At 63.0% G+C, this 14,175-nt stretch carries 14 protein-coding genes; 12 read left to right on the top strand and 2 right to left on the bottom strand.

Annotated elements, in window-relative coordinates; all coding sequences use genetic code 11:
• The first annotated feature begins 261 nt into the window (after positions 1 to 261).
• From AADZ78_RS24865 to AADZ78_RS24810, 12 genes are all read left to right on the top strand, one after another.
• Entirely contained in the window at positions 262 to 1,071 is an 810-nt protein-coding gene (locus AADZ78_RS24865) for an MlaE family ABC transporter permease (RefSeq protein WP_139828780.1), read from the top strand.
• Positions 1,071 to 1,925 carry an MlaE family ABC transporter permease gene (locus tag AADZ78_RS24860; protein ID WP_085251169.1) on the top strand — a complete coding sequence of 285 codons (855 nt, stop codon included), beginning with the start codon at positions 1,071 to 1,073 and terminating at the stop codon, positions 1,923 to 1,925. The genes AADZ78_RS24865 and AADZ78_RS24860 overlap by 1 nt, the downstream gene beginning before the upstream one ends.
• Positions 1,926 to 1,928: 3 nt before the next feature.
• Positions 1,929 to 2,903, top strand: a complete 975-nt coding sequence (locus tag AADZ78_RS24855) for an MlaD family protein (protein ID WP_085251168.1) — start codon at positions 1,929 to 1,931, stop codon at positions 2,901 to 2,903.
• Complete coding sequence (locus AADZ78_RS24850; RefSeq protein ID WP_085251167.1) at positions 2,900 to 3,910, top strand: MlaD family protein; 1,011 nt, start codon at positions 2,900 to 2,902, stop codon at positions 3,908 to 3,910. Before AADZ78_RS24855 ends, AADZ78_RS24850 begins: the two co-directional genes overlap by 4 nt.
• Positions 3,910 to 4,917, top strand: coding sequence for an MlaD family protein (locus AADZ78_RS24845; RefSeq protein ID WP_085251166.1), 1,008 nt, complete (start codon positions 3,910 to 3,912; stop codon positions 4,915 to 4,917). Before AADZ78_RS24850 ends, AADZ78_RS24845 begins: the two co-directional genes overlap by 1 nt.
• Positions 4,918 to 4,936: 19 nt before the next feature.
• Positions 4,937 to 6,046 carry an MCE family protein gene (locus AADZ78_RS24840; protein WP_341343623.1) on the top strand — a complete coding sequence of 370 codons (1,110 nt, stop codon included), beginning with the start codon at positions 4,937 to 4,939 and terminating at the stop codon, positions 6,044 to 6,046.
• Positions 6,043 to 7,050, top strand: coding sequence for an MlaD family protein (locus tag AADZ78_RS24835; RefSeq protein ID WP_085251164.1), 1,008 nt, complete (start codon positions 6,043 to 6,045; stop codon positions 7,048 to 7,050). Before AADZ78_RS24840 ends, AADZ78_RS24835 begins: the two co-directional genes overlap by 4 nt.
• Entirely contained in the window at positions 7,047 to 8,015 is a 969-nt protein-coding gene (locus AADZ78_RS24830; protein WP_085251163.1) for an MlaD family protein, read from the top strand. Before AADZ78_RS24835 ends, AADZ78_RS24830 begins: the two co-directional genes overlap by 4 nt.
• A gap of 10 nt (positions 8,016 to 8,025) precedes the next feature.
• Positions 8,026 to 8,592 (top strand): hypothetical protein, encoded by a 567-nt coding sequence (locus AADZ78_RS24825; RefSeq protein ID WP_239655022.1) that lies wholly within the window; start codon positions 8,026 to 8,028, stop codon positions 8,590 to 8,592.
• Between the two features lie 216 nt (positions 8,593 to 8,808).
• Positions 8,809 to 10,041 carry a peptidyl-alpha-hydroxyglycine alpha-amidating lyase family protein gene (locus AADZ78_RS24820; RefSeq protein WP_211286232.1) on the top strand — a complete coding sequence of 411 codons (1,233 nt, stop codon included), beginning with the start codon at positions 8,809 to 8,811 and terminating at the stop codon, positions 10,039 to 10,041.
• A gap of 164 nt (positions 10,042 to 10,205) precedes the next feature.
• The gene (locus tag AADZ78_RS24815; protein WP_085251162.1) at positions 10,206 to 11,180 is read left to right on the top strand and encodes a LysR family transcriptional regulator; all 975 of its coding nucleotides are present in this window, start codon (positions 10,206 to 10,208) and stop codon (positions 11,178 to 11,180) included.
• Positions 11,181 to 11,233: 53 nt separating this feature from the next.
• Positions 11,234 to 12,085: an arylamine N-acetyltransferase family protein gene (locus tag AADZ78_RS24810; RefSeq protein ID WP_085251161.1), complete on the top strand. Its 852-nt coding sequence runs from the start codon at positions 11,234 to 11,236 to the stop codon at positions 12,083 to 12,085.
• Here the strand turns inward: AADZ78_RS24810 and AADZ78_RS24805 are convergent.
• Both AADZ78_RS24805 and AADZ78_RS24800 read right to left on the bottom strand, forming a co-directional pair.
• Positions 12,050 to 13,216: a pyridoxal phosphate-dependent aminotransferase gene (locus AADZ78_RS24805; protein WP_085251160.1), complete on the bottom strand. Its 1,167-nt coding sequence runs from the start codon at positions 13,214 to 13,216 to the stop codon at positions 12,050 to 12,052. The genes AADZ78_RS24810 and AADZ78_RS24805 overlap by 36 nt on opposite strands.
• Entirely contained in the window at positions 13,213 to 14,163 is a 951-nt protein-coding gene (locus AADZ78_RS24800; RefSeq protein WP_085251159.1) for an acyl-CoA dehydrogenase IpdE2, read from the bottom strand. The genes AADZ78_RS24805 and AADZ78_RS24800 overlap by 4 nt, the downstream gene beginning before the upstream one ends.
• Positions 14,164 to 14,175 lie beyond the last annotated feature (12 nt).

Raw genomic sequence — 14,175 nt, 5'->3', positions numbered from 1 at the left:
CTATTCGCACGGCTGACCTGCTAAGTTGTCAAATATGTTGACGTTCCACAACTATAACGGGTAGATAACGAACCAGTCTCTGTTCTATAACGTGTGGTGCGGTTCTTTGCGAACTCAATACCATCCGTAAATCACGCGTGAAGGACCGAAGTGATCAAGGGAACCGCCATGTCGCTTTTGTTTACAAAGCCAGATTCTTGGGCTGCGTCGGCGGCAGACGACGGGCCCAAAAGGTCACCGATTGGCCGGCCGCTGGTGGCCATGGTCACCAGATCGCGGCGCTACGTCGTGCGACAGGCCGACGGATCGTTGCAGACGCTGGGCCGGTTCTTCGAGTTGGCCGCACAGTCCGTTATCTACCTGTTCACCGACATAGTCCGGCTGCGCCACCCGTGGCGGGACACCGTCAACCAGGCTTCGTTCATCGTCGGCGTCACGGCGATTCCGGCGTTACTGATATCCATCCCGTTCGGGGTGATCGTCGCCGTCCAGGTGGGCAGCGTCATCCAGCAGGTGGGAGCGACATCGATCTCCGGTGCGGCCGGCGGCCTTGGCGTCATCCGTCAGGCCGCGCCAATCGTCGCCGCATTACTACTGGGCGGCGCCGCCGGCGCGGCGATAACCACCGACCTGGGCGCTCGCAGCATCCGCGACGAGGTCGACGCGCTGCGCGTCATGGGTATCGACCCGGTGCAACGACTCGTCACGCCCCGGCTGGCGGCGATCGTCTTGGTGTCGCCGGCGTTGTGCATCTTCATCGTCTTCATGGGGCTCTCCGCGGGCTACGTGATCAATGTGGGGTTTCAGTCCGGCACCCCCGGTAGCTACATCGCGTCGTTCGGGTCCTTCGCCACGATCGCGGATGTTGTTGTGGCGCTGCTGAAGACGTGGCTCTTCGGGGTGATCGTGACACTGATCGCCTGCCAACGGGGTCTGGAGACCAAGGGCGGGCCGCGAGGCGTGGCCGACGGGGTGAACGCGGCCGTCGTCCTCGGGGTGGTCACGGTGTTTGTGCTCAACCTGGTGATCACCGAATTTGTCACCCTGTTCATGCCAACGAAGGTGGGCTGATGGCAACACCTTCGCGGCATCTGCCGCCCGGATTGGCGACGACTCTGCGGGTCGGCGACCGGGGCGGCTTGCTATTCGAGCGCCTCGGGCATCAGGCGACCTTCCTGGCTTTGGTGCTGGGCGCGATTCCGCGGACCGTCGCGCGCTACCGGCGCCAGACGGGAGCGATCTTGGTCGACATGATTTGGGGCAACGGTTCGCTGGTCGTAGGTGGCGGCACCATTGGCGTGCTGGCGTTCATGGGCGCCGCGATAGGGGGTTCGGTCGGGGTCGAGGGGTACGCCGTCTTGGACATGGTCGGGATGGGGCCATTGACCGGGTTTATCTCCGCCTATGCGAACACCCGGGAGATGGCCCCGATGATCGCGGCAATCGGCTTCGGAGCCCAAGCCGGTACCCGAATGACCGCCGAGATCGGCGCAATGCGCATCGCAGAGGAAATCGATGCGCTTGAAGCCCAAGGGATCCCGTCCATCCCATATGTAGTGACCCCCCGCGTCGTCGCCGGGATGATCACCATCATTCCGCTGTATCTGTTGGCCCTGGCGTTGAGCTATCTGTCCTGCGCGCTGGTGGTCAACCTCCATCAAGCCTCGGGCACCTATTACCACTACTTCGACTCGTTCATCCAGCCGTCGGACGTGGGGTTCTCGGTGATCAAGGCGATCATTTTCGTGACCCTCATCGTCGCCATCCACGGTTACGAGGGCTACTACGCCGGCGGTGGTCCCGAGGGCGTCGGACATGCCTCGGGTCGAGCGATCCGCGCCAGCCTGATCACCGTCGTCATCGCCGACATGGTGCTGACACTGCTGTTTTGGGGCAACAACCCCGGCTTGCGGCTGTCGGGGTAGGTCATGCGGTCATCCAGTTCAACGGCGCTAAGAATCCGGGGCCTGATTGCGGCCGTGGTGCTGGCAATCATGGGCGTCACCTTGTATCAGGCGGCCACCGGCAAGTACGACGACACGTTCAAGCTGACCGTGGTAGCCAACACGATCGGCGAAGGCTTGGCCCCCGGCGCGGAGGTGAAGTTCCACGGGCTGGCCATCGGCTCGGTCAAGACGCTGGAATCGACGGGCTACCACCGGCAGACGATGACGGTGCTGCTCGACCCGGGCCAAGCGAAGGTGCTGACTACCGACACCATAGCCAGGTTCACGTCGTCGAATGTCTTTGGCACGGCGGCCGTTGAACTCGTCAGCGAGGGCAGGGGCCCCCGGTTGCCCGCGAACCAGACCCTGGTTTTGCACACTGACGCCGAGGCGGCGTCGGTTACCGGCTTGCTGCGACAGGGCCAACGCATCAGCCGGATCCTGGACACACCCGAATTCGACCACGTCATCGAGGTGCTGCGCCGCCACGCCGACATCGTCGAGCCGGCGGCCAAGGCAGGGCTAGATCTCGCGAAGATCCTCGCCGACTCCCAGACCATGCCTGTCTCCCAATCGCTTTCGGTCCTAGCGTCGTTCTTGAACGGCCTGAGCGCCGCCATACCGGCGCTTGGGTTGGCGCCCGATCTGCTCGACGCACTGGATCCGCTGGTGGCACCGGGCGGAGTCGATCGTACGAATCTGGTTATGCGCCAAACCGGTCGGCTGTTGCGGGATGCCGGGCAGATTTCGGTGCGCAACAACGCGTGGCTCATCCAGCTGGTCGACGCGATCATGAACATCGAGATCCCGGCCATGTACGCCGTGGGTAGTCTGGCACCGGCCTATGACCGGCTTTCCGGCCTCCTCGATCGCACCAGCGCCGCCTTTCCGGTTATCGACGGCGAGGTCCGGATGCGCACCGAGGTCATCCTTCAAGCTCCCGGGGGTGGCCGGTGAGGAAGGTGTCGGGATCGGTGTTGTGGCTGACCGCTTTCACGGCGATCGCCACGGTCTGCGCGATCATCGTGGTCACCGCCCTGCGTAGCCCGGTCAACGGCCCGGTCACGCATTACACGGCAACCTTCACCGATGTTTCGGGTCTTGACATCGGCAACGACGTCCGCATTTCCGGTGTGCAAGTGGGCAAGGTCGAGGCCATTCGTCTCGACGGCCGCACTGCCAAGGTCGCCTTCAGTGCACTCAACGAGCACCCTTTGTACCGGAATACCGTTGCCGCCGTGCGCTTTCAGAACCTGCTGGGTCAGCGCTACGTGGAACTGGTGCAACCGGCTGCGACGGGCGAACGGCTGGCCGCGGGGGCCACCATCCCGATCGGGCAGACGGTCCCGTCATTCGATATCACCAAGCTGTTCAATGGGTTCCGTCCGGTATTCGCCACGCTCGACCCGGCCCAGCTTAACCAGTTCGGCGAGAACCTATTGCGGCTGATTCAAGGCGACGACACCGGGCTCGGCCCGGTGTTGCACGATCTGGACGCCATCTCCAAGTTCGCCGTCAACCGTCAGGCCGCCATCACCGTGCTGATCCGCAATCTCGGCGAGATTTCACGCGACCTGGGCGGCAAATCGCGGCAGCTGTTCCATCTCATCGCCACGTTGAACCAGCTGCTGACCAAGTTTACGTCCAAGGCCGACGAGTTTCGCGCCTCGATCGACATCGAACTGCCTTTGCTACGAAGCCTGGTGCACATCCTGCAACACGCCGAACGCACCTTTGACGGATCGACCGTGCCGCTCTATGACCTGACGAGCCGGATGTTTCCGCAGACGCCAACCATCATCGCCGGCCTGTCCCTGGTGCCGTCGCTGATTCAGGGGCTGCGCGACTCGCTCATCGACGATCAGCAGGAGACCGCGGCCTTCACCTGCTCCCGTGGTCAAGTCCGTCTCCCGGGAATCGGCGAAGTTTCGTTCGCACAACAGGATTTGGTGGTGTGCGAGTAATGGTCTTGGGCAGATACCATCGGGTGCTCGATGAGCGCGCCGCGGCGACACGCAGCCGTCGGCTCGGGGTCGTCGGAATCATCGTCGTCTTCGCTGTGCTGGCGACGACCGGGCTGGCCTACCTCAACCCGACCGGACAGGCCAGCTACACCGCAAACGCCGCCGCCTCCGGCGGTGTGCGCTCCGGCGACGAAGTGCGCATCGCCGGCGTCCCGGTCGGGAAGGTCACCAGCGTCCGGCTGAACCGGACCGTCGTCGAAATAAAGTTCGATGTCAAGCGGTCGGTGGTCGTCGGTGCGCTTTCCACCCTTGAGATCAAGCTGCTGACCCCACTGGGTGGTCATTATGTGGCGCTCGATCCGCAGGGCGGAATACCGTTGGGCCACGGTGTGATTCCGCCGCAGCGCGTGAAATCGCCGTTCGAGGGCAGCGACATGATCCAGGAGATCACGCCGTTTCTCAAAGAGGTCAACGGCCAGGTCATCCACGACACCTTTACCGAGGTCGCCAATGCCGCTAACAAATATCCCAATGCGGTGCGGGATATCGTGCAGTCCGCTACGGAATTGACCAGGCTGTTGAGCAGGATGACCGACGACCTGCATCGCGGGCTGGACTTCGTCAACAATTCCACCGGTGCGCTGGCCGCGGGTCGCAAGCAGCTTGTGGAGTTGATCGAACAGTTCGCGCGGGTCGGGCAACGCTACACCGCAAAGTCCGTCGACATCGTCGAGTTCTTCACCCTGTTAAGCGAACTGACCCGCATCGTAGACCGCATCATGACGTTCAACAACCGAGAGGTCGCACCCTCACTCAACGGTATCGACGACATGGTCGACACCCTGTTTACCCATCCCGATCGCATCGGCCGGGCCGCTGAGGGCCTCGGACAGATCCTCAGCATCGTGGGCCCGATGCTCAGCGGAAACGGTGTCGTACTCGACGAGAGCCACCGATCGGTGGCCGGTCAGAATCTCTGTCTGCCAAACATCATGAGGCACTGCTGATATGACGAAGAAGCGCATCATGATTGTCGTCGCCGTAGCCGCGGGCGTTGCGACCGCTGGTGTGATCGGCGGCAAGGTGGTGCTGCCCAAGTTCAACAACACCCGGGCACTGTGCGCGGAATTCGCCGACGCGGTGGGGCTTTACCCGGGCAACAAGGTGCAGCTGCTAGGCATCGAGGTCGGATCGGTAACCGCGGTCACCAACCAGCCCGATCACGTCCAGGTCGACTTCACCGTGTCCAAGGATCTCGAGCTGCCGGCCGACGTCAGGGCGGTCACCTATTCGCAGTCGATCGTGACCGACCGGCATGTCGAACTCACGAAGCCCTACGCCAGTGGCCCCAAGTTCACCGGCTCGCAGTGCATCAGACTCGCATCCACCAAGACTCCGATCGGTGTCAGCGAGACCTTCGCTGCCGTCGACAAGCTCGCCAATGCAATCCTGGGATCCGAAGCGGACCCGTCGCATTCGCCAGGCGCCCAAGCCATTAACGACAGCCTCCAAGCGGCAAGTCGCTCGCTGGAGGGCACCGGACCACAGCTCAATCAGGCACTGCGGGACCTGGTCGCCATCATCGGCGACCCCCACCAGGCCGACGCCGACTATCGGCAGCTCATCGAGAACGGCGAAATCCTCACCTCAACACTGCTGCAGAACTGGGACACCGTCGCCACCGTGCTGCAAACGCTGCCGGACAGCCTCAGAATGATCGAGGGTCTGGCCGATGGGTTCGGGTCGGCGCTGCACCACCTCGCACATTCGCTGCCGATCCTCGTCGAGGCGCTGAATCGGTTTGCGCCGCGGGTGTATCACAACATCACCGACAAGCTGATCCCCTGGATCAGGGATGTCCTCAACGCCTTCACCCCGCAGATCATCGGTGCCATCAATGCCTTGCCGCCGGTGACAAACTGGCTCGCCTCGAAATACGAGCCGGCGTGGGGAACCCACAACGTCACGTATCTCCCCCCGCAAGTGGCGATTTCACCGTCGCAGGCTAGCGCCCTCTGTAGCGTTCTGCGGGAACACAACACCCCCGGGTCTCAGCAGGCGTGCGCACCCGGCACAGCTTCCGATCCGGTCACGCTGGGCCTGACCGATCTCATCCTCGGGGCGGCCCTGCCATGACCCGACGATCGATCGCGGCGCTGCTCGGTGCCGTGGTGGTTGGCCTAACGGCGGCCTGTTCGCTGGATCCGACCCGGTTGCCGGTACCCGGTTCCTATGTCCCGGGCGACAAGTACACCATCAAGATCGAATTTTCGAGTGTGCTGAACCTGCCCGCCAGAGCCAAGGTGGACTTCGGCGGGGTACGGGTGGGTGTCCTGGACCGGGTTCAGCTGATCGGCAGCACCGCCGTCGCCTACGTCGATGTGTCCGGGAGCGTCAAGCTGCCGCGGGACACCCGAGCCGAGCTGCGTCAGGCAACTGTCCTGGGCGACATCTATATTGCGCTGCTGCCACCGGACAGCCCGGCACCGACGCCACTGCACGACGGCGACACCATTCCGTTGCGCAACACCGCACCGGCCGACAATGTCGAGGACATCTTGCGGGGAGTGTCGAATCTGGTTGCCGGCGGGTCGCTGAACACCCTGCAAGACGCGGTGATCAATTTCAACAAGGCGTTTCCGAAAGACCCCGCCGAACAGGACCGGATCCGGCGGAAATTGGCGACGGTGCTGCACGACCTGGCAGCGAACCAGGACACCATCGACGAAATCCTGTCCAGTGCAGCGGATGTCAGCCGAAGCCTGATCACCAACACTGGGGTGTTCGACCGGCTGATTACCGAAGGCCCGGGCAAGCTTGAGGCGATGGCCGGCGTGCTACCCGACATTATCGAGCTCGTCGTCGATTTCCAGGACCTCGGCCGCAGCGGCGGGCAACTGCTAGCGCCCAATGCGCCGGACCTCATTCAGATGCTGTCCTACATCACACCTTTGGTTGGATCCGTGGCGACTGCGGACACCACGATGCCGGTCATTGCCGACAAGCTGGTCGGGCTGATCCGCGACAAACTCATCCCGTTCTTCGGCAATGGCGGACCGAAATTCAGCGTTTCGGTTGATCCCGGAGCCAAGGCTGACCAGGCGATCTCGGCGATGCGGACGATGGGGATGCTCCCGTGAAGGTCAATGCCACAACCACTTTGGTGATCCTGGCGGTCATGACGGTACTTGGTGCGGGCTATCTGTCGCTCGGTGTCCTGAACATGGATCCCAGCGAAAAGGCGACCCGGTTGACGCTCCTGTTGGACGACTCGGGCGGGCTGTTGCCCACATCGCAGGTGACGATGCGTGGCATCCAGGTCGGCCGGGTGACGGGAATCCGCACCACCGCGACGGGACTGAAGGTGGCGATCGACCTTGACCGGGCTCATCCGGTTCCCGCCGACAGCGTCATCAGCGTGCAAAACCTCTCCCTGGTCGGCGAGCAATACATCGACTTCAGGCCGAAACACATTGCGCCGCCGTACTTCAGCGACGGTGCGATAATTCCCGCCGACCGAGTCGCTCGCGCCGTCACCGTGAGCGACCTGCTGGCCAGAGCCAACGCGCTGCTCTCGGCGCTCAATCCGACTTACGTCCGGACCATCGTCGCAGAAGTCTCGCAGGCGTTCGCCGGCAATGACGACACCCTGGACTCGTTGGCCACAGCGGCTGGTTCGGTCGCCAAGACGGAGTGGGAAAACCGGCAACTGCTCGCGACCCTCTTCGGCAACGTCTCGACGCTGACTGCCGATCTAGACGAGCTGCACGCCGGCACGATGCTTAGCGAGGCCGGCACGCTACTGCCGGGCGCGGTGTTGGCGTTGACCAAGCTGGTCCGCGACACCGATGAGTACACACGCGCCGGCGACGGAGCCTTTGCACCGGGCGCTCCGATCCCGACGTTGGTTGCCAACCTCGGTGAGTACGTCGACATGTTGTCCGGACCGCTGAGTACCTTCGCCACGGTCCTGGAGCCGGCAACCGCGCCGCTGCGGGGATTCAAGGTCAACGCCGGGCACTGGCTGGATTTCTGGGAGTCGACCTTCAATGACGCCGGTGGACTGCGTGTGCGGGTGAATGTGCCAGAGGGGCACCAAGAGTGAAGGATCGAGCATGACAATCGACAGCATCGACGACACTGAATTGGTTGAGGTAACAGCGGATCCCGAGACGCGATCCAGGAAGCCATGGCGGTGGGTTGCGGTTGTTGCCTCTGCGGCGGCCATCGGCGGCGGAGTGTTCGGGTTTCACGAATACAGCAGCGTCGCCGATGAATTGGCGGCTCTGCGGCGGGCAGAATCTGATCGCGACGCCGCGGCCAAGCTCGCCAAGGATTACGCGCTGAAGTCACTCACCTATAGCTTCGAGGATCCGGATGCCTTCTTCCGATCCGTGGAGGGCGGTGTCTCCCAGGCACTCAAAGACAAGTACGTCAATGCCACCGACATTCTTAAAGGCGTCATGCTGCAGGCGCAGGTCACCTCCACCGGTGAGGTGCTCGCGACCGATGCCGTCGTCCAGCCCGGCCAGGTGTACCAGGTGGTGGTGTCGGCCGCCCAGACCACTCGCAACCTACAGAACCCTAAGCCGCGGGTGTCGCTCATCCTGTTGCAAATCACCGTCAACAAGGTCGGTGACGGCTGGCAGGTCTCCGACATTGGGCCAAAGACCGGCCGATAGGCCCCTTGTGCCGCGAGCGTAACGCCACTGCGATTTCGGGCTCGACTTTTCGCAGTGCCGTTACGCTCGGCGACGATGCTGTGCATTCTGCACGGATATTGGGGGCCGCGCTTCAGCAGCATGTCCATTGTCCCAGACCATTCCACGGATAAACTCCATTTACGTGCCTGCGAATTGTTTGTTGCATTGGAGGGCGCTGATGCACAAAAGTAGTCGATGTTGCCGACTGCTGGTGTTGGCTCAGCAAATATGATGGCGCACATTGAAGCGACAGATTGCGAGTATGGCCACGCAATTGTAGCGGCGAGCTTCTACTCTAGAAAATTCGTTAGCAGTCCACTTGGAGTACCCGATATGGCGTTCTGCAACCACTCGCTCTATTGTGTTGGCGAGTCCTCGCACCAACCGATGGCGTTGAAATCTCCGGTCGCTGCGGCGGCTCCCACCAATTTATTGCCGAATCCATATCGGGCTACTGAGAATTGGGGTGAGTTGCCGGACGGACGCATCTGGGGTTCGTCAAGCGCCGTTGCTATCGATCCCGACGGCAGCACGGTATGGGTCGCCGAGCGTTGCGGGGAAACACGCCCACCTGATCGGATCCCACCCGGCGTGCCCTTTGCCTGCGTTGGATCGGCGCTCGATCCGATCCTGAAGTTCGACACGAACGGAAAGTTGTTGGGGAGCTTTGGCGCCGGGATGCTGGTGTTTCCGCACGGCATCCACGTCGATCGCGAGGGCAATGTCTGGGTTGCCGATGTGCTCGGCTACGGCGGCCAGGGACACCAGGTACTGAAATTCAGTCCGGACGGCCAGCTGTTGCTGACACTCGGGACGGCCGGTGTGCCGGGTTGCGGCGAGAACGAATTCAATTCACCCTCTGCCGTGGTGACCGCACCCAACGGTGACATCTTCGTTGCGGACGGGCATGGGGGAGACACCAATGCACGCATCGTGAAGTTCGACAGCAGCGGCAAATTTGTCAAGCAATGGGGTCGCAAGGGCACCGGTCCCGGCGAGTTCGACACGCCACACGCCATCGCGATGGATTCGACCGGCCGACTGTTCGTCGGTGACCGCAACAACAACCGCATCCAGATCTTCGATCAGAATGGGCACTTCATCGACCAGTGGACGCAGTTCAGCCGGCCCAGCGGCATCTACATCACCAACGATGTCATCTATGTCGCCGATTCGGAGTCTGAGTCGGCAACCGATGCCCATAACGGTTGGAAACGTGGCATCCGCATCGGCAGCGCAATAGACGGCACCGTCTGGGCGTTGATTCCCGACCCGGTAGAGCACAGCGACATCACGAGCGGAGCCGAGGGTGTTGCGGCGGATGCGGCCGGCAATATCTACGGCGCCGAGGTCGGTCAGCACCGCATGATGAGGTATGTAGAACTGGCCGATTGCGGGTGCGGAGACACAGGCTCGCGGTGCGCGTAGGTGGTTTCGGTTGGCATCCTGGTTGCTGGCGCCATTGCGCCGGAAGCGGTCCCCCGACCGTTGATTTTCGGCTGCGCTTCGACCGCCGAGCTAACCCACGACGGCGTGCTCATCGGCCGCGCCGCCTATCGCCGAAATCAGTCCAGCTAAAGGTTGTGTCTTAGGTGGAGCTCTATCAGCTGCACTACTTCCAGGCCGTCGCCGAGACCGGCACGCTGCGTGATGCCGCTGAACAGTTGGCGGTCTCTCAGTCATCGGTCAGCCGAGCCATCACCATGCTCGAGTCCGAGATTGGGGTTGAATTATTCACCTGGCGTGGTAGGGCAAAGGTGCTCAACCGTTTCGGGAAGGCTTTTCTGCGGTCGAGTCTTGCGGTTCAGCGAAGCCTCGAAACCGCGGTCGCCGACGTCCGCCAGCTTGCGGGCGTCGATGCTGGAACCGTGGCGCTTGGTTTCCTCACTTCGCTGGGTGTGACAATGGTGCCCAGGCTGATCCGCAGGCATCATGATCGATATCCCGCAGCACGCTTTGAGCTGCGTTCGAATCCCGGCCGCGCGCTGGTGCGTGATCTGTGCACCGGTGTCGTCGACATTTGCCTCGGCTATCCGATGGCATTTGACGAGTTGCCGGGTGTGAAGTGGCACTGCCTGTTCACCCAACCACTCGTCGCGGTCGTCAACCGACACCACCCACTCGCCGACCGCAAGCTGATCAGTTTTGACGAGCTCGCCGACCAACCCTTCGTGGCCCTCGACCAGGGCTACGTCTTGCGCAGGATCTTCGACGATGCCTGCTCGCGCCATGACATCACGCCCACGATCGCCTTCGAAGGAACCGACATGGCAACGCTGCGAGGCCTCATTGGATCGTGCCTGGGAGTCGGCATCATGCCGCGGGCACCGACACCAGTCCCAGAAGTCGTCGAGATCCCCGTCGACGACGAAGAGCTGGTCAGACCGATCGCAATCGGTTGGATGGCGAATAGATATCTGCCGGCCTCGGCTGCCGCGTTCCGTGATACCGCAATAGCGTCATACGGGATGCCTGACCGAGATGCCCACCAGGCGCCTCGATGTGGGCCCTGCCCGACCGCGCAATCATCCTCCGCGGATGCATCGCATCTTGGATTGCCAGGCTGATCAACCTCTGGCCCGGCCGCCCTTTGACTCGGCGATCAGGCCAGAATGGCTCTATGGCACTGGATCTGACCGGATACTTCGACCGCATCAACTACGGTGGCCCTACTGAGCCGACCCTTGAGGTGTTGCAGGATCTCGTCGCGGCTCACACTCGAGCGATTCCATTCGAGAATCTCGACCCATTTATGGGCGTGCCGGTCGACGACCTGAGTCCGGAGGCGCTCACCGACAAGCTGGTGCATCGGGGCCGGGGCGGCTACTGCTTCGAGCACAACGGGCTGATGGGCTACGTACTCGCCGAAATCGGCTATCGGGTGCGCCGACTTGCAGCTCGGGTGGTGTGGATGCGCGCGCCGGACGCACCGCCGCCACCTCAGTCACACACGGCCCTGGCCGTCACCTTCCCGGGATCGCAAGGTTCCTATCTCGTTGACGTCGGCTTCGGGGGGCAGACGCCGACCTCGCCGCTGCGCTTCGAGACCGGCAGCGCCCAGCAGACCACGCACGAACCGTTCCGACTCGAGGACCGCAACGACGGGCTGATCCTGCAGGCCATGGTCCGTGCGCAGTGGCAGACGCTGTACGAATTCACGATGCAGGGCCGGCCACCGATCGACCTGACGGTCGCCAGTTGGTATGTGTCAACCCATCCGTCATCCCACTTCGTGACGGGCTTGATGGCGTCGACGGTCACACCGGACGCGCGGTACAACCTGTCTGGCGGCAACCTGGCGATCCACCGCGCCGACGGGACCGAGAAAATCACCTTTGAGAACGCTGCCGCGGTCGTCGACACGCTGAGCGAGCGGTTCGGGATCAACATGGCAGACGTCGGCGAGCGCAGCCTGCTCGAGGCCCGTATCGACCGGCTACTGTGCTGGCAACCAGCCGCCGATTCGGCGTAAACATTCTTCGATGTCGCTGGTGGGCCCGGCGAACGACATCCGGATAAACGAGTTGCCCCGTACGGTGTCGAAGTCGATGCCCGGTGCGATAGCAACGCCGGTGTCGGCCAGCAACTTTGAGCAGAACACCAACGAGTCGGTCGTGAAGTCCGACACGTCGGCGTAGACGTAAAACGCGCCGTCGGTGGGGGCCAGCCGTTCGATGCCGATGCTGCGCAGCCCGTCGAGCAACAGCGATCGGTTGATGGCGTAATGCGCCAAATTGCCGTCGGCTTCGGCGACGGCTTCCGGGGTGAATGCCGCCACCGCGGCGATTTGCGACAGGACCGGTGGGCAGATGGTGAAATTGCCGGTCAGCCGATCCACAGCGCGGCGCAGCTCGGTCGGTAGCACTAGCCAGCCCAGTCGCCAGCCAGTCATTGCGTAGTACTTGGAAAAGCTGTTGACCACCACAGCGTTTCGTGATGTCTGCCACGCGCAGCTGGTACGCGGCGCCCCATCGTAAACCAGGCCGTGGTAAACCTCATCGCTGATCAGCCGAACCCCGGACGCATCGCACCAGGACGCGATCGCGGCCAATTCCTCAGGCGGTATCACCGTTCCGGTGGGGTTGGCCGGGCTGGCGACGATCACGCCCTGGACCGGTGGGTCGAGTTCAGCGAGCATCCGTACGGTGGGCTGGAAGCGGGTTTCTGGTCCGCATTGAATCTCTACGACTTCACATCCCAACGCGGACAGGATGTTCCGGTAGCACGGGTAACCGGGACTGGCCATCGCCACCCGATCGCCCACATCGAAGCACGCCAGAAAGGCCAGCAAGAAGCCGCCCGAAGAGCCCGTAGTGACAACCACCGCATCGAGGTCGACGGAGATGCCGTGCTGACGTTGGTAATCCGCGGCGATCGCGGCGCGCAGCTCTGGAATGCCCAGTGCCACGGTGTAACCCAGTTGGTTGAGGTGCAATGCGGCGGCAGCCGCCGCGCGCACCGGCTCGGGGGCACCCACGCTGGGCTGGCCCGCCGACAGGTTCACCAGGTCGCCGTGGGTGCGCTGGCGCTCCGCGGCCGCCAACCAGACATCCATCACATAGAACGGTGGGATGCCGGCGCGCAGTGCAACGTGATTGTTCACGGTGTCGGGAGCACCTCTGATTCGAGCCGCTGCAACAGTTTTCGTGGCGAGTCGAGCAGCTGGGCGCTGCCATGTGCGCGTTTGAAATACAGATGCATGTCGTGTTCCCAGGTGATCGCGATGCCACCGTGCAGTTGGATGCCCTCGGCTGCCACCTTGCTCAGCGCTTCGCTGGCGGCAAGCCGCGCGGTGGCGGCGTTGGTAGGTGTGGGTTCGCCGCACGCGTCGTCGACGACCGCGCGGGCCGCGGCGACCATCACATACAGATCGGCCATCCGATGCTTGAGCGCTTGAAAGCTGCCGATGGGGCGCCCGAATTGCACTCGGCTCTTGGTGTATTCGACGGTCAATTCCAGGCAGCGTTCGGCAGCGCCGATCTGCTCGGCCGCCAGCAGGATTGCTGCGGCGTCCGCGAGGCCGGGGTCGGGGCCTATGGCTTCGGTTTCCTCGGGCCGAACCCGGGCCAGCCTGCGGGTGGGGTCCATGGTGACGACGGGCTGCGCGCTGAATCGGGTCCATCTGCGCAGCTCACCGTCCGAGGCGGCGATGACGACGTCGGCTACGTCGCCGTTGACTACGTAATCGGGATCGAGTACCAGTGCACCGACCGACCTACCGGAAGCCAGTGCTTCCAGAGTCTGGGCGTCCGGATCCTGGGCGGCCAGCAGCGCCAGCTCTGCCAACGTCGTGCCCAGCAGGGGAGAGGGCACCAACGCGCGGCCTAGCTCCCGCAAAACCGTTGCGGCATCCGCCAATTCGCCGCCGGCTCCGTCCAACTCCTCGGGTATCACCAGCGCCGCCGCGCCGACCTGTTCGCATAACAGCCGCCATAGTGACTCGTCGTAGCCGCGGTCAGATTCCATCGCCGCGCGTACCGCTTCCGGGTTGGCGTGTTTGGTGACCAAAGCGGCTACGGTCTCCCGCAGCATTTCCCGCTCGTCCGTCATGAGCGCCGCTCC

This window comes from Mycobacterium riyadhense (assembly GCF_963853645.1).
Classification (GTDB): domain Bacteria; phylum Actinomycetota; class Actinomycetes; order Mycobacteriales; family Mycobacteriaceae; genus Mycobacterium; species Mycobacterium riyadhense.
The sequence above is the reverse complement of the archived record's forward strand: the minus strand, read 5'-3'. Positions and strand labels throughout refer to the sequence as shown.

Coding starts and splice junctions, on each gene's coding strand:
- AADZ78_RS24845 (WP_085251166.1), top strand. CDS start 3,910: ATGGTCTTGGGCAGATACCATCGGGTGCTCGATGAGCGCGCCGCGGCG.
- AADZ78_RS24840 (WP_341343623.1), top strand. CDS start 4,937: ATGATTGTCGTCGCCGTAGCCGCGGGCGTTGCGACCGCTGGTGTGATC.
- AADZ78_RS24865 (WP_139828780.1), top strand. CDS start 262: ATGGTCACCAGATCGCGGCGCTACGTCGTGCGACAGGCCGACGGATCG.
- AADZ78_RS24825 (WP_239655022.1), top strand. CDS start 8,026: ATGACAATCGACAGCATCGACGACACTGAATTGGTTGAGGTAACAGCG.
- AADZ78_RS24835 (WP_085251164.1), top strand. CDS start 6,043: ATGACCCGACGATCGATCGCGGCGCTGCTCGGTGCCGTGGTGGTTGGC.
- AADZ78_RS24860 (WP_085251169.1), top strand. CDS start 1,071: ATGGCAACACCTTCGCGGCATCTGCCGCCCGGATTGGCGACGACTCTG.
- AADZ78_RS24855 (WP_085251168.1), top strand. CDS start 1,929: ATGCGGTCATCCAGTTCAACGGCGCTAAGAATCCGGGGCCTGATTGCG.
- AADZ78_RS24820 (WP_211286232.1), top strand. CDS start 8,809: ATGTTGCCGACTGCTGGTGTTGGCTCAGCAAATATGATGGCGCACATT.
- AADZ78_RS24800 (WP_085251159.1), bottom strand. CDS start 14,163: ATGACGGACGAGCGGGAAATGCTGCGGGAGACCGTAGCCGCTTTGGTC.
- AADZ78_RS24810 (WP_085251161.1), top strand. CDS start 11,234: ATGGCACTGGATCTGACCGGATACTTCGACCGCATCAACTACGGTGGC.